This is a genomic window from Pseudomonas sp. D1-36 (genome assembly GCF_051132205.1).
Lineage (GTDB): Bacteria > Pseudomonadota > Gammaproteobacteria > Pseudomonadales > Pseudomonadaceae > Aquipseudomonas.
The window spans coordinates 4,366,284-4,385,810 of sequence record NZ_CP071674.1 but is presented as its reverse complement, the minus strand read 5'-3'; the positions used below and the strand labels follow the sequence as shown (position 1 = coordinate 4,385,810).

Below are 19,527 nucleotides of genomic sequence, written 5' to 3'. Positions count from 1 at the left end.
ATCGGTTTTCAGAGGACGGACTGACGCCATCGCGAGCAAGCTCGCTCCCACAGTGGCTTGGTGTGATGCGGAAATACGGAACTCAACACCGCGTCATTGTGGGAGCGAGCTTGCTCGCGATGGCAATTTTCAACTCACCGCAAATCTCAAAGGCCGTTCCAGGTTATTTTCCAGGCACCAACGTCAACCGCGCCTTGCCATACCCGCGATCAAAGTTCTGCGGTTGCATCGGCAGGCTTTGATACTGCGCTTTGATCCACGGATCGATGCCGTTCACATAGTTCGGGCTGGCCGGGTTCCCCGATTGACCGGCGCCGCCCTGGATCGTCAACGGCTCGGGCTGGCTGAAATCGACGATCAAGCGCAGGGCCGGCGCCAGGGCGGTGTTGAAATCCTGGCCCCAGGCGAATGCGGCGGCATTGAGCGTGGTGCCATCACCGCCAGCCGCCAACGGCCCACGTACGACCTGGCCGCTGGTGTTTTTCCACTCGTAGCGGTGCAGTTTCCCCCACTGCCAAGTGGTGTGATCGCTGCCCAGTTGGCTCTCGCCGACAGTGATTGCCGCTGCCAGGCTGCGAGCCAGGATCACGGCCTTGTCTTCTTTCTGCGGGGTGCGCACGTCGTCCCAGAACGGGCTGTCCTCGCGGCCGAGCAGGTGATCGGCCTGGGCCGAGTAGGATCGTTGGCCGTTCGCGACCAGTGCTTTCCAAGCCGGGCTGCTTTCCGGACCCAGTTCATCGAGGAACGTCTGCTTCATGCTTTCCTGCAGGAACAGCTCGTAGAGCGCCGCGTCGGTGGACACCGGGCTGAGCCTGCCGTCGAACGCCATCAGGCGGGTGTAGGCCTCGCGAGCCTTGGCCCGGTCCGCCACCGGCAGGGCTTCGATCGCCTGTTTCAGCGGCTGGGCCATGCCTGGGGCTTCGAAGACTTTCTTGAGTTTGGCCGCGAACGTCGTGGTCTGGTCATATTGCATGGCGCTCAGGCTGCGGGCGTCGTGCTTGCCGGCGCCGGCCAGTTCGGCCAGGCGCTCGCCACGCTCCGGCGCCGCCCAGGAGTTAGACAATTGCATGCCGTAGCCATGGGGAATGACCCGCTGGTTGGTAGTGCCGAGCCAACCCTGGACCGGGTCCTGGTCGTAGGGGTGCAGCATCGGGTCGGCATAACCGTCCCAGTCATAGCGACCCTCCCAGCCGGGCGATGGCAGCAATCCTTCGCCTTCACGGCGGTTGGGGTAGCGGCCGGTCACTTGCCAGCCGATGTTGCGCGCGTCGGCAAACACCATGTTCACCGCCAGGGCGCGAATCTCCCGGCTCGCATCCGAGGCTTTCTCGATATTTCGCGAGCGTGACAGATCGAAGAACGCATCCAGGGTCTTGTCGTCGGTGAAGCTCGGCAATTGCAAGGCCAGCCCCAGACCGTTGGCCATGGCCGGGCCTTGGGCGCTGTTGAGCAGGGGGCCGTGGCGGGTCTCGTACACGGCTTCACGAATAGACCGTTGACCCTTGATGAAATAGGTTTCGTTGCGCACGGTCGCCGGCTGCCATTTGCCGTTCACTTCGTAGGACAGCCCGTTGCCCTGGCGTCGGATCTTTTCCAGGAACAGGTCTTGGTTGTCACCAAGGACGCTGGTCATGCTCCACGCCACGTGGCCGTTGAAGCCGGCCAGGATCATCGGAATACCCGCCACGGAAAGCCCGGCCGCCTGGTACTTGGGCGCGCGGATCTGCACCGGGCTCCAGAGCGACGGCACGCCCAGCGGGCCATGGCTGTCGCTGGCCAACAGGCTTTTACCGTTGCGGCTGCGTTGCGGGGCGATGGCCCAGTTGCTCGAAAACGCTGCGCCCAACAGATTCAGGTCGGACAACTGGGCGCCAGCCTTGCTGATTTGGTCCAGGCCGGGCACCTGGCCATTGAGGCGGACGCCCTGAAGTTTATCGGCTTCCGCCAGAGGCAGCGGTTCATCGGGGTAGGACGGGCTCAGCCAGGCCAGTTTGTCGTTTGTGACGGTCTGGGCCAGCACCAGGGTGGCCAGCTCTTCCGGCAAGTTGGCCGACTGGCTGAAATTCAGCAGGCAGAACAGCAGCGCCGAGTCTTCCGGCTTCCAGTATTCGGGCTTGTAGCCGGTGGCAGCCAAGTCCGCCGGCAACTTGTCGCGATAGCGGAACAGGTAGGCATTGACGCCCCGGGCATAGACTTCAAAGAATCGCTTGAGGCGCGGCGATGACGCTTTATAAAGCTCGTCGGCGTTTTTCTTCAGGTTCACCGCCCGCATGTAGCGGTCGATATCGAGCCGTTCGGCCCCGGACATTTCCGCAAGCCGACCTTGGGCAAGCAGGCGCAGGGTCGCCATCTGCGTGATCCGATCACTGGCGTGGACATAGCCGAGGGCGAACAGGGCGTCGTGGAAACTGTTGCTTTCGATCAACGGCATGCCCATGGCGTTGCGCCGGACCGAGACATTCTGCGCCAGCCCCTTGAGCGGTTGCACGCCGGTGGTAGGCGGGACAGTGTCCTGGGTATTCCAGGCCTGGCAACCGCTCAAACCGAGCACACTGGCCGCTGCTGCGGCTACGCCGAGCTTGGGAATGAGGGAAATAAAGGCTGGCGAGGCCATGGCAAAGCTCCTGCGGGAGGGGTGGCACCAATAAAGGCGCTACGTTAGTGAGCAGGAAGGGGCCGCGCAAGCGGGCGGTGGGGTTATTTGTTGATTTGGCGATGAAAGCCCGCGGCGAAGCCTGCGGCGAAGCCCGCAATCCGCTGAACACGTGGCGATGAAGCGGCCCCTCGCCACGGGCCGATCGACGACTTGCTCGTAGGGAACGGTGATGTTCAAGTGGTGCAAAATCCAACGATCGATCATGGGAAATCCGACATGGATCTACAGAAAAACGCGGCGCTGATTCTTATCGATCAACAAAAAGGCATCCTCCATCCCAAGCTCGGCCCCCGCAACAACCCCGAGGCGGAGCTGCGCATGCTTGAGCTGCTTGCCCGCTGGCGGAATTCGGCGCGGCCTGTCATCCATGTCCACCATCTGTCCCGCTCTGAAGACTCGGTGTTCTGGCCCGGGCAATCAGGCGTGCAAGTCCAGGAACGGTTCGAGCCGATGGCCGGGGAGCGGTTGGTTCAAAAGCAGGTGCCGGATGCGTTCTGCGGCACCTCCCTGGAGGCGGATTTGCGCGGTGCGGGAATCGGGCAACTGGTGATCGTCGGCGTCGCGACGAACAATTCGGTGGAGTCCACCGCGCGGACGGCCGGCAACCTGGGATTCGATACATGTGTGGCCGAAGACGCCTGTTTCACCTTCGACAAGGCCGATTACTTCGGCAATGCCCGTTCGGCTGCCGAGGTGCATGGGATGTCCCTGGCTAACCTGCACGGGGAATATGCGACGGTGGTCAGTGTGATGCAGATTCTGCAGGCGGGGTAATGGATGGGGTACAGGGCGGCCGCATCGCGAGCAGGCTCGCTCCCACAACATTCTTAGGCGGACTTTGAATCCTGTGGGAGCTAGCTTGCTCGCGATGACGGTCTAACAGGCAAAAAACTTTTTAGCCATCAAGCCCCGTGGCACTTCTTGAATTTCTTGCCATTGCCGCAAGGGCATGGATCGTTGCGGCCCACATCCTTCAAGGCATTGCGCACGGGCTCTGGGTGGGCGTGGCCGCAGTTCGGGCCATGGACGTGGCCGTGATCATGGTCGTGGTGGTCATGATCGTGGTTGCAATCAGGGCCATGGACATGGGGTTGCTGTGTCATCGGGGTTACTCCGCAATTAAATCGGCGGCGATTATCACGCCATTGCGCTCCAGGTGCACGTAGTGGGCGATGAATAAACCGGTTTCCAGCTCACCTTCCAGGCGATAGGGGATCTGCTCACGAGGTTTCTCCAACAGCTTTACCAGCTCCCGCACCTGGGGCCACAGGTTGGTGCGAACCGGCAGCTTGAAATACCCGCTGCGTCCGGGGCGAACCGTGAACCAGTGCTCATGCTCGCCTTCGGTCAGCAAGAGGTCGCCCAAATGAACCCGGTAGGTCAGGCCGCGCACGGTGAGGTCGCTATCACCGGGGTTGTCGACGCGAAAGTGCAGCATGAACCTTTGCTCCACCAGGCGCGCCCGCACCACCTCGACCTTGACCAGGTGGATTCGCGGCTCGGGTGCCTCTTCAGCTTGCCAGGACGCGCAACCGCCGAGCCCTACGATCAGTAGCAGGCAGGTGACGCATAGCCATTGGAGTTTGAAGGTCATGTCCGTGCCTCTGGTTTGTCCCCAGTTTAGCCCTCGGGTGGTGGACGAGCGTCAGACGTTTGCAAAATCAGCGATTGAAATACCCGGCGCAGCATTTTTTGAATTTATGCCCGCTGCCACAAGGGCAACTGTCGTTGCGGCCGATCTTCACCGGCACGGTGGGGTCGATGAAGTACCAACGCCCGCCGTTCTGCACGAACGATGACTGTTCGCGATGGCTGTGCTCACCTTGGCCGTCGTGCCAGCGCGCGGTGAACGTAACGAAAGCGTGTTCCGGTTGGCCGCCGAACACTTCGCTGCTTTCCACTTCCAGCCCCAGCCAGGTGCTCCTGGCGCTCCATTCGCTGATGGACTGGCGATCGAGGCCATCCTGCTGGGCCGGCAGAGTGGTGCTGACGAGGTAGTCCACAAGGCCCAGTACATAAGCGCTGTAGCGCGAGCGCATCAAGGCTTCGGCACAGGGCGCGGGATGGCCGTCATGGTAACGGCCGCAGCAGGCATCCAATGGGTTGCCACTGCCACAAGGGCAAATGGTCGTGTGCAGGCTTGTGTCCACAGCTACCACCAATATTTTCCAAAGTTTTCGGGGTTAGCCCAAAACCGTGAGTTGAGCCAGTCGGGGACCTGCTTGTATTCAAGCAGATCGTAGGTAAACAGGGTCAGCACCTGGTCCTCGCGCTGGAACCGCTCGCTGGCTTGCAAGGCCAGGGAAAAGAAGTCCGTTTCCTGCCAGCCGCAGGCGTTGAGGTCGGCCAGCACCGCAATCCGGCTGGCGTTGAGATTGCGGATGCCGCCCAACAGGTTCAGACCGTCGCGCTTGGGCAAATGCTCCAGGCAATCGAGCGCAAGGGCCAGGTCGAAACGCCGCGCCGCCACGTTTGCCGGCAGCGCGCCGGGGCCCGCGTGGACCACTTCGGTGGCGGGATGGGCCTGCTGGAACGCCTCCAGCGCAGGAAAGCTGCTGGCGCCGATCAGCAGCAGCCTTTGCGGGGCGTAACGGTCAAGCACGGCGGCCAGGGCTTGCTGGGGCGTACGCGAAGAAATGGCAACGGTCATCGAAGTTCCTCAATCAGAACCGCCAAGATAGCCTGCCCGGACATCATGGCCTAGAGCGGTTTGTCCACGAACGTATGGAACCTGCGCAAACACGTGGCGAAAACCTGTAATCGTTGGGGCTGGCGCAGATCCGAAGTCCGGTCTTTACTCCCCTGAATCGGCGGCGAAGCCGATCCTTCAAGGAGAAAACCCGATGAGCATAGTTCGGACAGCGTTACCCCTGGTTCTGCTAACGAGTGTGTTGACTGGTTGCGCAGGTTTGCAGAAAACCGACTGGCCGATCTGTGCGGCCACCGGTGGTGTCGTGGGCGCGGGATTGGGCGCCATCGAGAGCAGTTCCTGGATTGGGCCGGGCGCGTTGGTGGCCGGCACCGTGGCGGCAGGTTGGTGCTGGGCCCATGGCGATGGCGACGAAGACGGCGATGGCGTCCCGGACAGCCGCGATAAGTGCCCGGGCACACCGAAAGGCGTGCAGGTCGACGCCGACGGCTGCCCACCTCCCGCCCCGGCGCCAATGGCCGAAGAGCCGGTAGTGGTCAAGGAAGAAACGATCGTGGTGCGCGATGTGCATTTCGAATTCAACAAGGCCACGCTGACACCAACCGACAAGGAAGTACTGAGCACCATCGCGACCCGGTTGAAACAGGAAACCTCCACCGCGCAACTGCGGGTGACGGGCCACACCGACAGTGTCGGCAGTGATGCCTACAACCAGAGACTGTCGGAAAAACGCGCCAATTCCGTGGTGCAGTACCTGGTGGAAAGCGGCGTGCCTCGCGCCAGTTTCGTCTCGGTGGAAGGCGCCGGGGAAGGCCAGCCGGTGGCGGACAACAAAACTGCTGATGGCCGGGCGATGAACCGTCGTACCGAAATCAAGATAAACCGTTGAAACCCTTGTCATCCGCGGCTTGTACAGTCGCGGATGCGGGTCTTTACTCCTGTGTGACCGGTATGGGCCGGTGACACAGGAGCATTCATCATGAAGGTTCTCATCAGGGTTGCCATGCCGGTGCTGCTCGCGAGCAGTCTGTTATCCGGTTGCGCCACTCACAGCGACGGCAGCGCATCACTCAATCAACGCACCTGGCCGATCTGCAGCCTGATCGGCGGGCTCGTCGGCGGCGGTCTGGGTGCCATCGAAAGCACTGGCTGGGCGGCCGGTGGCGCCGCGTTGGGGCTGCTCGGCGGTGGCTTGATCTGTTATGCCCAGGATGGCGACGAAGATGACGATGGCGTGTTCGGTCGTCGCGACCGTTGCCCCGACACGCCGGCCGGTACGGCCGTTGAACATCACGGTTGCCCGCTGCCGCAGTATCCGGCCAGCGCACCACCGGACGAGCCGCAAACGCCGACCAGTGAAGTCATCACCCTCAATGACACCGGCAAGGTGCTGTTCGAATTCGATAAATCCGATCTCACCCCGGCGGCTCGAAGCCAGCTCGACGAGCTGATGGGCAAGCTGAGCCACGCCAACGTCGCGAGCATTCGCGTGGTCGGCCATACCGACAGTGTCGGTACCGACGCTTATAACGAAGGCCTTTCCGAGCGCCGGGCCGGCAGCGTCGTGGAGTATTTGCTGACCCAGGGCGTGGCGCCGGCAAAAGTCACCAGTGAAGGCAAGGGCGAAAGCGAACCGGTGGCCGACAACGAGACCGACGAAGGCCGCGCCCAGAACCGTCGGGTTGAGTTGCGCATCCAGCGTTGATAACCGTTGCGACAACGGGCCAGAGCCGTCGGATCGCAAAATTAAATTTGCCCGGCCCTCTGGCTTATCCTTTGCGCGAGCCGTTACTGTTCACGCAAAGAATAATTTCGAACGGGGGGCGTATGAAGGTGTTTTGGGGGCTGGGGCGCTTGTTGACCCTGCTGTTCTGGCTGGTGGTGCTGGTCAATCTGCTCTTGCCGTTTGTCCACCCGCTGCATGTCTTGGTCAATCTCGCCGGGGCGCTGTTACTGGCGGTCCATTTGCTTGAGCTGTTGTTGTTCAGGGCACAGTTTCGCGGGCGTCCCGCTCCGGGCCGTGATCGCCTCCGAGTGCTGCTGTTCGGCATCTTCCACTTGCAAACCCTTCCGACCGCGCCAGAGGCTTCCCATGCGTAAATTGTGTCTACTCGCGGCATTCGTGTGCCCGTTGGCCTGTGCCCAAGTGGTCCAGGTCGAAAGCAATTCCTTGATGCGCCTGCCGAACACCACCAGCGTGCTGGCCCTGGAGCGCTTGGATGTGGCCGATTACGGCACGCTGTTGGTGCCTTCGAACGTCACGCAACTGTCCATCGCAGAGCTGCACCTGGGGCGCGAGGCACGCATTGCGATCGTGCCGGCGCAACAGGCATTGGAGATGAAGGTGGCCCAGGCCGAACTGGACGAGGGCAGCCAGATCACGGCTCGCGGCGCGCCGGGAACCTACATGAAGGCGGCGCGGCCGGGGCGCAATCTCAACCTGCGCTTCAATGCGTTGAACGCACCGCTACTGTCAGTCGATGCCCGTGGCGGCAGCGGTGCGCCAGGTTATGTGGGGCTCGACGGCGCCAACGGACAAGCTCCGGGGTGTACCTGGGGTTCGGCCGGTCGCGGCGCCGACGGCAGCAATGGCGGCGACGGCCAGCCGGGCGCGGCCGGTGCGCTGGTGCGGCTCGAGTTGCCTCGCGCCTACCCCGATGAACAGATAAAGGTCACGGTGGACGGCGGCGCCGGCGGCAAACCTGGGCACGGTGGCAAACCCGGAGCAGGCGGCAAGGCCAAGGGATGCCTGGTCTATACCGCCGACGGTGGCAAGAGCGGCCGGCCAGGCGCCGATGGCCAGCCAGGGCCTGCCGGAACGGCGGGCGCGGTGACGGTGCAGCGGTTCTGAATAACATTCATGACCCAGTGGGAGCGGGTTCCCACTGGGTTTGATGCGATATCAAAACATCGGCCGCGCCGCGCCTATCGCCACCACCAGCAACCCGATCAACAGATTGATGCCCACCAAGCGGCGTATCTTGCCCAGCATCGCTGCGCCAGTCGGCCAGTCCTGGGCCGTCACGGCGGTGCGCAATGCAGGCAGTTGCAGGCCCTGAATACGGATGAACAGTGCCGTCATCACGATATACAGCCCCATCATCACCTGCACATAACGTGGCGCGGTTTCGAAGCCGGTGAAGCGCATGTGGATCAGGCCCACGCCGCTGATCGGCAAAAGCACCACCGCCACCCAGACCCAGACAAAAAAACGCTGAAACACTTCTACCCATAGTTTTAGCCGGGCGGGGCCTTCAAGCGCCGTCATTGCGGCGGGACGCAGGATCATCCAGGCGAAAAACATGCCGCCGACCCAGATCAGGGCCGCCAGTAAATGCAGGGTGTAGACGAGGGCAAAGGGTGTCATTGGGTCACTCCGTTCTGCGCGAGATTCATTAGCGGGGTATGATAGCCGCCGATCCGAACCACTGAAAATTTATCCAGCGTTTTTTGCGCCCGACATTCATGATCAGCACCGAACTCAAAACCACGATCCAGGGCGCCTACTCGCGTTTTCTCGAAGCCAAGAGCCTCAAGCCGCGATATGGCCAGCGCCTGATGATTGCCGAAGTGGCAAAAGTCCTGGGCGACATCGACACCGATGACGAAGGTCGGCGCAGTGGCGAGCCGGCCGTCGTGGCGGTCGAGGCCGGCACCGGTACCGGCAAGACCGTGGCCTACAGCCTGGCGGCGATTCCGAGCGCCAAGGCTGCCGGCAAGCGGCTGGTGATCGCCACAGCCACCGTCGCCCTGCAGGAGCAGATCGTCTACAAGGACCTGCCCGACCTGATGCGCAACAGCGGGCTGAATTTTACCTTCGCCCTGGCCAAGGGCCGCGGGCGCTATATGTGCCTGTCCAAGCTCGACATGTTGCTGCAGGAAGGCCACGCCCAGACCGCCACCGCGCAGTTGTTCGAAGAGGAAGGCTTCAAGATCGAAGTCGACGAGGCGAGCCAGAAGCTGTTTACCAGCATGATTGAAAAACTGGCCGGCAATAAGTGGGACGGTGACCGCGACAGCTGGTCAACGGCCCTGGAAGACGCCGACTGGTCGCGCCTGACCACGGATCACAGCCAGTGCACCAATCGTCACTGCCCTAACTTCGGCCAGTGTGCTTTCTACAAGGCGCGCGAAGGCATGGGCAAGGTCGACGTGATCGTCACCAACCACGACATGGTCCTGGCCGACCTGGCCCTGGGCGGTGGTGCGGTGTTGCCGGACCCGCGCGACACCATCTACGTGTTCGACGAAGGCCATCATCTGCCGGACAAGGCCATCGGCCATTTCGCCCATTACACGCGGCTGCGCTCCACCGCCGACTGGCTGGAAACCACGGCGAAGAACCTGACCAAGCTGTTGGCTCAGCACCCACTGCCGGGTGACCTGGGCAAATTCATCGAACAGGTGCCCGAGCTCGCGCGTGAGATCAAGACGAACCAGCAGTTCATGTTCACCGCATGCGAACAGGCGGCTGATTTCAAGCCAGGCGAAGATGTAGAGGGCCGCGAGCGGCCTCGCCATCGGTTTGTCGGCGGGATCATCCCCGAGCATATGCGCGAGATGGGCATCGAGCTCAAGAAGGGCTTCGCGCGCCTGACGGATTTGTTCACACGCCTGACCGACTTGCTCAAGGAAGGCATGGATGGCGAGGTGAACATCGGGATCGCCAGCAACCAGGCCGAGGAATGGTATCCGCTGTTCGGCAGCTTGCTGTCCCGCTCGCAAGGCAATTGGGAGCTGTGGACGGCTTTCACCACCGAAGACCCGGAAGACAACCCTCCGATGGCGCGCTGGTTGACCCTGGCCGAGAGCGGTTCGCTGTTCGACATCGAGGTCAATGCCAGCCCGATCCTGGCGGCGGACATGCTGCGGCGCAACCTGTGGAACGTTGCCTACGGCGCGCTGGTGACGTCCGCCACACTGACCGCCCTGGGTACGTTCGACCGTTTCCGTATGCGCGCCGGCTTGCCGAAAATCGCCGTGACGGCCGTGGTCCCGAGCCCATTCCACCATGCCGACGCCGGCGTGTTGCGAGTCCCCGACCTCAAGGCCGACCCACGGGACGCCGCGGCCCACACCGCGGCGATCATCCGTGACTTGCCGGACCTGGTGGAAGGTTCCCGTGGCACCCTCGTGCTTTTTTCTTCACGCAAGCAGATGCAGGACGTGTTCGACGGTCTCGACCGTGACTGGCGCAAGCAAGTGTTCATCCAGGGCAATCTGTCGAAGCAGGAGACCCTGAACAAACACAAGGCGCGGGTCGATGGCGGCGACTCCAGCGTACTGTTCGGCCTGGCAAGTTTTGCCGAAGGCGTCGACTTGCCCGGCGCCTATTGCGAGCACGTGGTGATCGCAAAGATACCGTTTTCGGTCCCGGACGACCCGGTTGAAGCCGCGCTGGCCGAATGGATCGAAGCCCGGGGTGGCAATCCGTTCATGGAAATCTCCGTGCCGGACGCCTCGCTGAAACTGGTCCAGGCCTGCGGTCGCTTGCTGCGCACCGAGGAAGACCGCGGCACCATCACTTTGCTCGACCGCAGGCTGGTGACCCAACGTTATGGCAAGGCCATCCTCAACGCGCTGCCACCGTTTCGGCGGGAGATTTCCTGACGGTCTTGTGAGGCGAGGGGGCTTGCTCCCTCGCCAAACAAGACTGCGCTTAACCAGCCGTCTCGCGAAGGTTCACAAAAACATCAATGACTGAAACAATGCCAGCCAGCTGAAAAAAAGCGTGTGTTTCAAAGGAGTTGCGGGTGCAAATTCAAGGCCATTACGAACTTCAGTTCGAAGCAGTGCGTGAAGCGTTCGCGGCACTGTTTGACGATCCGCAGGAGCGCGGCGCGGCGTTGTGCATCCAGGTCGGGGGCCGCACGGTCATCGACCTCTGGGCCGGCACAGCCGACAAGGATGGCCATGAGGCTTGGCACTGCGACACCATCGCCAATCTGTTTTCTTGCACCAAGACATTCACCGCCGTTACCGCCTTGCAATTGGTCGCCGAAGGCAAGTTGCAACTGGACGCGCCGGTCGCTCGCTATTGGCCTGAGTTTGCGGCGGCGGGCAAGCAATCCGTCACCCTGCGCCAGTTGCTCTGCCATCAGGCCGGACTTCCCGCATTGAGGGAGTTGATGGCCCCCGCGGCACTTTACGATTGGCAGACCATGGTCGATGCACTGGCTGCCGAGACGCCTTGGTGGACCCCCGGCGAGGGCCACGGCTATGCCGCGATCACGTACGGCTGGTTGGTGGGCGAATTGTTGCGCAGGGTCGATGGCCGTGGGCCAGGCGAGTCCATCGTGGCCCGGGTTGCCAAACCCCTGGGACTGGATTTCCACGTTGGCCTGGCCGACGAAGAGTTTCATCGCGTGGCGCATATTGCCCGCGGCAAAGGCAACGTTGGCGACGCAGCGGCCCAGCGTCTGTTGCAGGTCACGATGCGCGAACCGACGGCCATGACCACCCGGGCCTTCACCAACCCTCCATCGATCATGACCAGCACCAACAAGCCGGAATGGCGGCGGATGCAGCAACCGGCTGCCAACGGTCACGGCAACGCCCGCAGTCTCGCCGGGTTCTACGCCGGCCTGCTGGACGGAAGCTTGCTGGAAGGTGAAATGCTCGACGAACTGACTCGCCAGCACAGTTTCGGCGAGGACAAGACATTGTTGACCCAGACCCGTTTCGGCCTGGGTTGCATGCTGGATCAACCGGATGTGCCCAATGCGACCTACGGCCTGGGGCCGCGGGCGTTTGGTCATCCCGGAGCAGGGGGCTCCATCGGTTTCGCCGATCCTGAGCATGACGTTGCGTTCGGGTTCGTGACCAATACCCTCGGGCCCTATGTCTTGATGGACCCACGTGCCCAGAACCTTGCGCGGGTGCTTGCCACTTGTCTATAAAACGCCATTGGCGGTAGTGGGTAAAGGAACAAGGTGTTGTTTTCGCTTTCCAAGCGACTGTTTATGCGGCCGGAACATGGCCTTCGTTTTTTACTTCAGATCATTTTGTGGATATCCAATGTCATCGAACAAAACCCTCGCTCTGGCGCTGTGCTTCGCTATCACCGGTTGCGCACAAAACCCACAAAATGATGCCGAGGGCGGCGGTGGCTGGTGGCCGTTCGGGTCCTCCGACAAGGTCGCGGCCAAGGAGCCGGTCCCGCCGGCTCCCCTGAAACCCGCCGCCGTGGCGCCGCAAGCCAAGGCAGAGGGGGCCACGCATTGGTGGTGGCCGTTCTCCTCCGACGATGGCGCCGATGTCGCCAAGAAAGAAGAAGCGAAACCTGTCGCCAAGCCTGAAACCAAGGCGCCGGCTACCGTCGCCAAGGCCCAAGCCGAGAGCAGTGGCAAGTGGTGGTGGCCGTTCGGCGGCAAAGAGCAGGAGACCGCGAAGGCAATGCCGATGCCCGACCCGAAAGTCACTCAGGCCTGGCTCGACGACTATGAGCCAAAGCTGCGTACCGCCATCAAGGACAGCAAGCTTGAGCTGGAGCGCCGCGATAATGTGCTGGTGGTTACCGCTCCCGTGGACGGCTCGTTCAACCCGGACCGTCCGGCCATGCTGCTGCCGGTGACACTCGGCCCGTTCACTCGCGTCGCCAAGATTCTAGAGGCCGATCCGAAAACCGCGGTGCTGATCCTCGGTCACGCCGATACGTCGGGCGCGGCGCCGGCGAATCTGAAGCTCAGCCAGGAACGCGCCCAATCCGTCGCGGCGATCTTCCGGCTCAGTGGCTTGCAGCGTGATCGCCTGATGCTGCGCGGGATGGGCTCGGTGGCGCCACGTGCGGCCAACGATAGCGTCGAGGGTCGGGCTTTGAACCGTCGTGTCGAATTGCTGGTCACGCCCGCCAATACCATGGTCGCGTTGTTGAGCAAGTACAACATGCCGACCCCTGCGCCGGTGACCATGGTGGCTGCCCAGGACGTCAAGCCCGCGGCACCTGCCCCGGCCCCGGCGGCGAAAAAATCCGCCGCGCCGGCAACCAAGAAAGCCGCAGCCAAGAAGGCTCCTGCAAAGGCCCCGGCAAAAAAAGCCCCGGCCAAGAAGGCGACTCCGGCGAAAAAACCTGAACCGGCCAAGGCCGCGGCTGACGGAAAAAAAGTTGCTGCCGCCGACTCCTCCAAAAAACAGTGATTGGCTGATCACAAGGAACGCGCCATGACCCAAGCGCTGGCTGATATGCGCCGTGACTACACCCGCGATGGCCTGACCGAGGCGCAAGCCCCGGCCGAGCCGTTCGCGTTGTTCCACCAATGGTTCGCCGACGCGGTGAAAACCGAACAGGCTCCGGTGGAAGCCAATGCCATGACCCTGGCAACAGTGGACGCTGACGGCCGGCCTCACTGCCGGATCCTGCTACTGAAGGGCCTGGATGCCCAGGGCTTTACTTTCTTCACCAACTACGACAGCGCCAAAGGCCAGCAACTGGCTGCGAATCCGTACGCGGCCATGACGTTTTTCTGGCCGACACTGGAGCGTCAGGTGCGTATCGAAGGCAAGGTAGTGAAAGTCACTTCGCAGGAGTCGGACGCTTATTACCAGGTCCGACCGCTGGGCAGCCGCCTTGGTGCCTGGGCCTCTCCCCAGAGCCGGGTGATTGCCGGGCGCGGCGAGCTGGAAGACTTGCTCAAGGCCACTGAGCAGCGTTTCAGCGACAGCCAACCCCATTGTCCCGAGCACTGGGGCGGCTACCGCTTGCTGCCCGAGCGCATCGAGTTCTGGCAGGGGCGCCCCAGTCGCCTGCATGATCGTCTCAACTACCGCCTGCAAGGGGCGGATTGGACTCGCGAGCGCCTGGCGCCTTGATGGGGTAACCTGCCGCTGCCGCCTGGAGCCATTGCGGCAGGTCCCGTCGCTTGACGCCTTGTCCGCGGGCGCGAGCCAGTTGTTGCAGCATGTAGTGTTTTTTCGGTTCATCCTGCCCCGCCAATGACAGCGCCAGGTCTCGGTCCATCCAGCGTTTGATGCGTACGTACAGCCACCAGTGGAAGTACAGGCCGGCTAGGGTGGTAGCGACTATGATGAAGTAATCCATGGAGAGTCCTAGGAGCGGTAACGCTGCTGACTGAATTTGGCGCTGATGTTTGATGAATTTTCTCGGGTGCGCCTGTATCCCACCTGAATGAAAACAATTTTATCCCGGCGAGGCCGTGACAGGTGTCAAGCCGGGGAGTTTAATGGATCCCTGTCTTTTGGAGTTTGATGCTATGCGTAAGTCTGTTTTGCTGGTTGCTTCCTTTTCCACGATGGCGATGTTGCTCACTGGCTGTCAGTCGAGCCTGACCGGTGACTCCTACTCCCGTGACGAAGCGCGTCGCGTTCAGACGATTCGCATGGGCACTATTGAATCCCTGCGTCCGGTCAAGATCGAAGGCACCAAGACGCCTATCGGCGGTGCGGCGGGTGCTGTAGTAGGCGGCGTGGGTGGCAGCGCGATCGGTGGTGGCCGTGGCAGCATCGTTGCCGCCGTAATCGGCGCGGTGGCTGGCGGCTTGATCGGTTCGGCCACTGAAGAAGGCCTGACCCGTACCCAGGGTGTTGAAATCACGGTTCGTGAAGACGACGGCAGCATGCGTGCCTATGTTCAACAGGTTCAGGAGAATGAAGTGTTCCGCGTGGGCGAGCGGGTGCGGATTTCTACTGTCGGTGGAACCAGTCGCGTTTCCCACTAAGTGGCTTTGATCGCGAACGCCGCTGATAACGTTGAATGAACTGGCCTCTTCGCGAGCAAGCTCGCTCCCACAGTGGATCGGGGTATACACCGAATGGTGCGTCCGCCGAAAAAACCGTGGGAGCGAGCTTGCTCGCGATAGGCGCTGGTTCAGCTATGAAAACGCTGGATGAGTGCCCCGCTGTACGGCCCGCTCAACACGTCATGAATGCTGCGAAACGGGCTTGCGACTAGCCATCGCCGTAACCCCATACCCAATTACCGCCGCCAGGATCGACCCGGTAAGAATCCCCATCCGGTCCATTCCTGCATACTCACTTGCACCCGGTGCGAACGCCAGGGAACCCACGAACAGGCTCATCGTGAAACCGATCCCGCAGAGAATCGCCACCCCCAGTATCTGCCCCCAGTTCGCCCCGGCGGGAAGGCTGGCAATGCCGACTTTCACCGCGAGCCAGGTCAGGCCGAACACACCGACTGCCTTGCCCAGCAACAGCCCGACCGCGATGCCCATCGGCACGTGGTGAGTAAAACTTTCGACGGTGACGCCGCTCAACGACAGACCCGCGTTGGCGAAGGCGAACAGCGGCAGGATGCCATACGCCACCCAGGGATGAAGCGCATGTTCGAGGGTCAGTAATGGCGACGTTTCAGCGTTTTTCGTGCGCAGTGGAATGCAGAAGGCCAGGGTGACACCCGCCAGGGTGGCATGGACACCGCTCTTGAGCACGCAAACCCACAGAATCAGCCCGACCACCATGTAGGGGCCGAGTTTGACCACGCCCATGCGGTTCATTGCCACCAATGCCGCGATGCAGGCCGCAGCCAGCCCCAATGACAGGGTCGACAGGTCGCCAGAGTAGAAGATCGCAATGATGATAATGGCGCCCAGGTCATCAATGATCGCCAGCGTCATCAGGAACAGCTTGAGCGACACCGGCACTCGCTTGCCCAGCAAGGCCAGCACGCCCAGGGCGAAGGCAATATCGGTGGCCGTCGGGATCGCCCAGCCGGCCAGTGCGGCTGGGTTGTCGCGGTTGAGGAACCAGTAGATGAGCGCCGGCACCAGCATGCCGCCGACGGCTGCAGCGCCCGGCAGGACAATCTGCGATGGTTTGGACAATTGCCCGTCGAGGACCTCCCGCTTGACCTCAAGGCCGATGAGCAGGAAGAACATAGCCATCAGGCCGTCGTTGATCCACAGCAGCAAGGGCTTGGCGATCTGCAAGGCGCCGACCTGAGCCACCACCGGAGTCTCCAGCAAGCCGTTATAAAGCCAGTCCAGCGGCGAATTGTTGATCACCAGGGCCAGCACAGCGGCCGCGATCAACAAAAGGCCGCTTGCCGCTTCCAGTTGGAAAAAACGTGTCATAGAGCTACGTAGAGCCAAGACTGCTCTCCATTCATCGGATCCAAAGATAGGGACACCCTAACCCGTACCCTTAGTTGTTAAAACAAAAGTTATATTCTTTTTTGTTATATGCTGTTACAGCGCCTGTATTGCCGTCGGGCAGTTGACGGGCATATTGGACCTTAGCTGTACCTGTGCGCGATGTCGGTTTTTTCCTAAGCTTGCGTCTCGTATTTCCGAACCAGATCGTGCCCCGTGGCTATCGGTCTGCCTGCGTCGTACCGATCCAGCGAGAAAACACCATGAACGACCACCGCCCGTGGGCGCGTGAAGCCATCCGTATCATCGAGGCGGACTTCCAGCGCAGCGCCGATACGCACTTGATCCCACTGCCGTTGCCGGGGTTGCCGGGCATTGAGCTGTACTTCAAGGATGAGTCCAGCCATCCCACTGGAAGCCTCAAGCATCGATTGGCTCGTTCGCTTTTCCTCTATGCGTTGTGCAACGGCTGGCTCAAGCCGGGGGCGCCGGTGATCGAAGCCTCCAGCGGATCGACGGCAATTTCCGAGGCCTACTTCGCCCGGTTGCTGGGCCTGCCATTCATTGCGGTGATGCCGGCGACGACCTCTCGGGAAAAAATCGCACAGATCGCCTTTTATGGCGGCCAGAGCCATTTGGTGGATGATCCTACGCAGATCTACGCCGAGTCCGAACGCCTGGCGCGGGAGCATGACGGCCATTTCATCGACCAATTCACCTACGCCGAGCGCGCTACGGACTGGCGCGCCAACAACAACATCGCCGAGTCGATCTTCCAGCAGATGCGTTTTGAGCAGCATCCGGAACCGACCTGGCTGATTTCCAGCCCCGGAACCGGTGGCACGACCGCCACCCTGGGACGTTATGTGCGTTACCGCCAGCACTGTACCCGTGTGCTGTGTGCCGACGCCGAGCGCTCGGTATTCTTCGATTACTACCGCAGCGGCGACGCCAGCCTGCGCCTGGATTGCGGCTCGCGGATCGAAGGCATCGGCCGACCACGGGTCGAAGCGTCGTTCCTGCCCACGGTCATCGATGCGATGGTCAAGGTCCCGGACGCCTTGTCTCTCGCGGCCATGCATTACCTGGCCCAGCGGTTGGGGCGACGGGTAGGTGGGTCCAGCGGTACCAACCTGATCGGCGCGCTGATCGCCGCGAAGGGGATGGTGGATGCTGGTGAGTCAGGGTCGATCGTGGCCATTCTTTGCGACGGCGGGGAGCGTTATGCCACGACTTATTATGATCCGGCGTGGCTCAAGCAGCAGGGGTATGAGTTGAGTGGGTTGATCGATGCGGTGGTTGCGTGTGCGGAACGCGGAGAAGCGCTGCCGGAGAGTGTGTTGCGGGCTAACATCTGAGTTCTTGAACACGCTGAGATCCCTTGTGGGAGCGAGCCTGTTCGCGATAGCGGATCAACATTCAACACAAATGCTGGCTGATCCACCGCCACCGCGAGCAAGCTCGCTCACACACCGGGATGAATGTCAGGCCTCGAGGCCGAGCATATCCCGCGCCACCGCCTCGGCAATCCGGATTCCATCCACGCCCGCCGACAGGATGCCGCCTGCGTAACCGGCGCCTTCACCTGCGGGGAACAAGCCCTTCACATTCAGGCTTTGCAGCGTTTCGTTTCGCGTGATGCGCAGCGGTGACGAGGTGCGCGTCTCGATGCCGGTGAGCACTGCATCGTGCAGCGAATAGCCACGGATCTGTTTCTCGAACGCCGGTAACGCTTCACGAATGGCTTCGATGGCGAAATCCGGCAGGGCCAGGGCCAGGTCGCCCAAGGCAACCCCCGGTTTGTAGGACGGTTCAACGCTGCCCAGCGCCGTCGAAGGCTTGCCGGCGATGAAATCGCCCACCAGTTGCGCGGGGGCCTCATAGTTGCTGCCGCCAAGTACGAAGGCGTGGGACTCCAGACGCTCCTGCAACTCGATTCCCGCCAGCGGGCCCCCCGGGTAATCCACTTCCGGGGTAATGCCGACAACGATGCCGGAGTTGGCGTTGCGCTCGTTACGTGAATACTGGCTCATGCCGTTGGTCACGACCCGGTTCGGCTCGGAAGTCGCCGCCACCACTGTACCGCCCGGGCACATGCAGAAGCTGTACACCGAACGGCCGTTCTTGGCGTGGTGCACCAGTTTGTAGTCGGCCGCGCCGAGCTTCGGATGGCCGGCGTACTTGCCCAGGCGTGCACTGTCGATCAGTGATTGCGGGTGTTCGATGCGGAAACCCACCGAAAACGGCTTCGCTTCCATGTACACGCCACGGCTGTGGAGCATGCGGAACGTGTCCCGGGCGCTGTGGCCCAGGGCAAGGATCACGTGTTTGGAATGGATCTGTTCACCGCTGGCCAACTCGACACCGACCAATTGGCCGTCTTCGATCAGCACATCGGTGACTCGCTGCCCGAAGCGCACTTCGCCGCCCAGCGCGCGAATCTGCTCACGCATGTTTTCCACGACGCCTGTCAGGCGGAACGTACCGATGTGTGGCTTGCTGACGTAGAGGATTTCTTCGGGCGCCCCGGCCTTGACGAACTCGTGCAGGACCTTGCGCCCAAGGAATTTAGGGTCCTTGATCTGGCTGTAGAGCTTGCCGTCGGAGAATGTCCCCGCACCGCCCTCGCCGAATTGCACGTTGGATTCAGGGTTGAGCACGCTTTTGCGCCACAGGCCCCAAGTGTCCTTGGTGCGCTGGCGCACCTCCGGGCCGCGCTCGAGGATGATCGGCTTGAAGCCCATCTGCGCGAGCAACATGGCGGCGAAAATGCCGCACGGGCCGAAGCCGACCACGATCGGCCGTTCGCCCAGGTCGGCCGGCGCCTGGCCAACCACTTTGTAGCTGACGTCCGGCGCTTCGTTGACGTTACGGTCATCAGCGAACTTGCGCAGCACGCTGGCTTCATCGCGCACCGTCAGGTCGATGGTGTAAATGAAGCACAGCTCGGAAGATTTCTTGCGTGCGTCATAGCTGCGCTTGAACAAGGTGAAGTCGAGCAGGTCATCGCTGGCGATGCCCAGGCGTTGCACGATGGCGGGACGCAGGTCTTCTTCGGGATGGTCGATCGGCAGCTTGAGTTCGGTGATTCGTAACATGACAGGATCCGGTTCGCGGGGCGCACAACTGCGCCAGGGCGTGCTTCAAACCGGCGATTA

General features: G+C 61.9%; 20 protein-coding genes. 11 read left to right on the top strand and 9 right to left on the bottom strand.

The genetic code is table 11. From position 1 onward, the window contains the following. Positions 1-163 precede the first annotated feature (163 nt). On the bottom strand, positions 164-2,614 hold the full coding sequence (locus J3P76_RS19480) for a penicillin acylase family protein (protein ID WP_434650136.1): 2,451 nt from the start codon (positions 2,612-2,614) through the stop codon (positions 164-166). Between the two features lie 258 nt (positions 2,615-2,872). Between J3P76_RS19480 and J3P76_RS19475 the strand changes: the two genes are divergently transcribed. After that, a complete protein-coding gene (locus J3P76_RS19475; RefSeq protein WP_434701150.1) occupies positions 2,873-3,430 on the top strand; it encodes a cysteine hydrolase family protein in 558 nt (185 codons plus the stop codon). Between the two features lie 128 nt (positions 3,431-3,558). Here J3P76_RS19475 and J3P76_RS19470 read toward each other — a convergent pair whose 3' ends face one another. From J3P76_RS19470 to J3P76_RS19455, 4 genes are all read right to left on the bottom strand, one after another. Further along, the gene (locus J3P76_RS19470) at positions 3,559-3,759 is read right to left on the bottom strand and encodes an SEC-C metal-binding domain-containing protein (protein WP_434701149.1); all 201 of its coding nucleotides are present in this window, start codon (positions 3,757-3,759) and stop codon (positions 3,559-3,561) included. A gap of 5 nt (positions 3,760-3,764) precedes the next feature. Beyond that, on the bottom strand, positions 3,765-4,250 hold the full coding sequence (locus J3P76_RS19465) for an LEA type 2 family protein (RefSeq protein ID WP_434701148.1): 486 nt from the start codon (positions 4,248-4,250) through the stop codon (positions 3,765-3,767). A 67-nt stretch (positions 4,251-4,317) separates the two neighbouring features. Further along, the gene (locus tag J3P76_RS19460; protein ID WP_420764454.1) at positions 4,318-4,794 is read right to left on the bottom strand and encodes a YchJ family protein; all 477 of its coding nucleotides are present in this window, start codon (positions 4,792-4,794) and stop codon (positions 4,318-4,320) included. Positions 4,795-4,808: 14 nt separating this feature from the next. Further along, on the bottom strand, positions 4,809-5,306 hold the full coding sequence (locus J3P76_RS19455; protein WP_434701147.1) for a DUF6231 family protein: 498 nt from the start codon (positions 5,304-5,306) through the stop codon (positions 4,809-4,811). A gap of 193 nt (positions 5,307-5,499) precedes the next feature. Between J3P76_RS19455 and J3P76_RS19450 the strand changes: the two genes are divergently transcribed. The 4 genes from J3P76_RS19450 to J3P76_RS19435 all read left to right on the top strand — a co-directional run bounded on the left by J3P76_RS19450 (position 5,500) and on the right by J3P76_RS19435 (position 8,157). Then, complete coding sequence (locus J3P76_RS19450; RefSeq protein WP_420764315.1) at positions 5,500-6,195, top strand: OmpA family protein; 696 nt, start codon at positions 5,500-5,502, stop codon at positions 6,193-6,195. Positions 6,196-6,285: 90 nt separating this feature from the next. Continuing rightward, positions 6,286-7,011 (top strand): OmpA family protein, encoded by a 726-nt coding sequence (locus J3P76_RS19445; RefSeq protein ID WP_434701146.1) that lies wholly within the window; start codon positions 6,286-6,288, stop codon positions 7,009-7,011. Positions 7,012-7,133: 122 nt separating this feature from the next. After that, a complete protein-coding gene (locus J3P76_RS19440) occupies positions 7,134-7,406 on the top strand; it encodes a DUF1145 domain-containing protein (RefSeq protein ID WP_420764317.1) in 273 nt (90 codons plus the stop codon). Further along, positions 7,399-8,157 (top strand): collagen-like protein, encoded by a 759-nt coding sequence (locus J3P76_RS19435; protein ID WP_434701145.1) that lies wholly within the window; start codon positions 7,399-7,401, stop codon positions 8,155-8,157. The genes J3P76_RS19440 and J3P76_RS19435 overlap by 8 nt, the downstream gene beginning before the upstream one ends. A 51-nt stretch (positions 8,158-8,208) precedes the next feature. Here J3P76_RS19435 and J3P76_RS19430 read toward each other — a convergent pair whose 3' ends face one another. Beyond that, positions 8,209-8,673, bottom strand: coding sequence for a CopD family protein (locus tag J3P76_RS19430; RefSeq protein ID WP_434675278.1), 465 nt, complete (start codon positions 8,671-8,673; stop codon positions 8,209-8,211). A gap of 98 nt (positions 8,674-8,771) precedes the next feature. Here J3P76_RS19430 and dinG point away from each other — a divergent pair, with 98 nt between their 5' ends. The 4 genes from dinG to pdxH all read left to right on the top strand — a co-directional run bounded on the left by dinG (position 8,772) and on the right by pdxH (position 14,114). Continuing rightward, positions 8,772-10,916, top strand: coding sequence for an ATP-dependent DNA helicase DinG (dinG, locus tag J3P76_RS19425; RefSeq protein WP_434701144.1), 2,145 nt, complete (start codon positions 8,772-8,774; stop codon positions 10,914-10,916). A 143-nt stretch (positions 10,917-11,059) separates the two neighbouring features. Beyond that, positions 11,060-12,205 (top strand): serine hydrolase domain-containing protein, encoded by a 1,146-nt coding sequence (locus J3P76_RS19420; RefSeq protein ID WP_434701143.1) that lies wholly within the window; start codon positions 11,060-11,062, stop codon positions 12,203-12,205. A gap of 118 nt (positions 12,206-12,323) precedes the next feature. Next, positions 12,324-13,442, top strand: coding sequence for an OmpA family protein (locus J3P76_RS19415; protein ID WP_434701141.1), 1,119 nt, complete (start codon positions 12,324-12,326; stop codon positions 13,440-13,442). Between the two features lie 24 nt (positions 13,443-13,466). After that, positions 13,467-14,114 (top strand): pyridoxamine 5'-phosphate oxidase, encoded by a 648-nt coding sequence (gene pdxH / locus J3P76_RS19410; RefSeq protein WP_434609929.1) that lies wholly within the window; start codon positions 13,467-13,469, stop codon positions 14,112-14,114. Here the strand turns inward: pdxH and J3P76_RS19405 are convergent. Further along, positions 14,062-14,343, bottom strand: coding sequence for a hypothetical protein (locus J3P76_RS19405; RefSeq protein WP_434701140.1), 282 nt, complete (start codon positions 14,341-14,343; stop codon positions 14,062-14,064). The genes pdxH and J3P76_RS19405 overlap by 53 nt on opposite strands. A gap of 172 nt (positions 14,344-14,515) precedes the next feature. Here J3P76_RS19405 and J3P76_RS19400 point away from each other — a divergent pair, with 172 nt between their 5' ends. After that, positions 14,516-14,980, top strand: a complete 465-nt coding sequence (locus tag J3P76_RS19400; RefSeq protein WP_024776354.1) for a glycine zipper 2TM domain-containing protein — start codon at positions 14,516-14,518, stop codon at positions 14,978-14,980. 201 nt (positions 14,981-15,181) lie between these two features. Here J3P76_RS19400 and nhaA read toward each other — a convergent pair whose 3' ends face one another. Further along, positions 15,182-16,369 carry a Na+/H+ antiporter NhaA gene (nhaA, locus tag J3P76_RS19395; protein WP_434609931.1) on the bottom strand — a complete coding sequence of 396 codons (1,188 nt, stop codon included), beginning with the start codon at positions 16,367-16,369 and terminating at the stop codon, positions 15,182-15,184. A gap of 263 nt (positions 16,370-16,632) precedes the next feature. On the opposite strand from nhaA, the gene J3P76_RS19390 reads away from it, so the two are divergent. Next, positions 16,633-17,727, top strand: a complete 1,095-nt coding sequence (locus tag J3P76_RS19390) for a PLP-dependent cysteine synthase family protein (protein WP_434701139.1) — start codon at positions 16,633-16,635, stop codon at positions 17,725-17,727. Positions 17,728-17,853: 126 nt separating this feature from the next. Here the strand turns inward: J3P76_RS19390 and J3P76_RS19385 are convergent, their stop codons facing one another. Continuing rightward, positions 17,854-19,467, bottom strand: coding sequence for an NAD(P)/FAD-dependent oxidoreductase (locus tag J3P76_RS19385; protein ID WP_434562636.1), 1,614 nt, complete (start codon positions 19,465-19,467; stop codon positions 17,854-17,856). Positions 19,468-19,527: the final 60 nt, after the last annotated feature.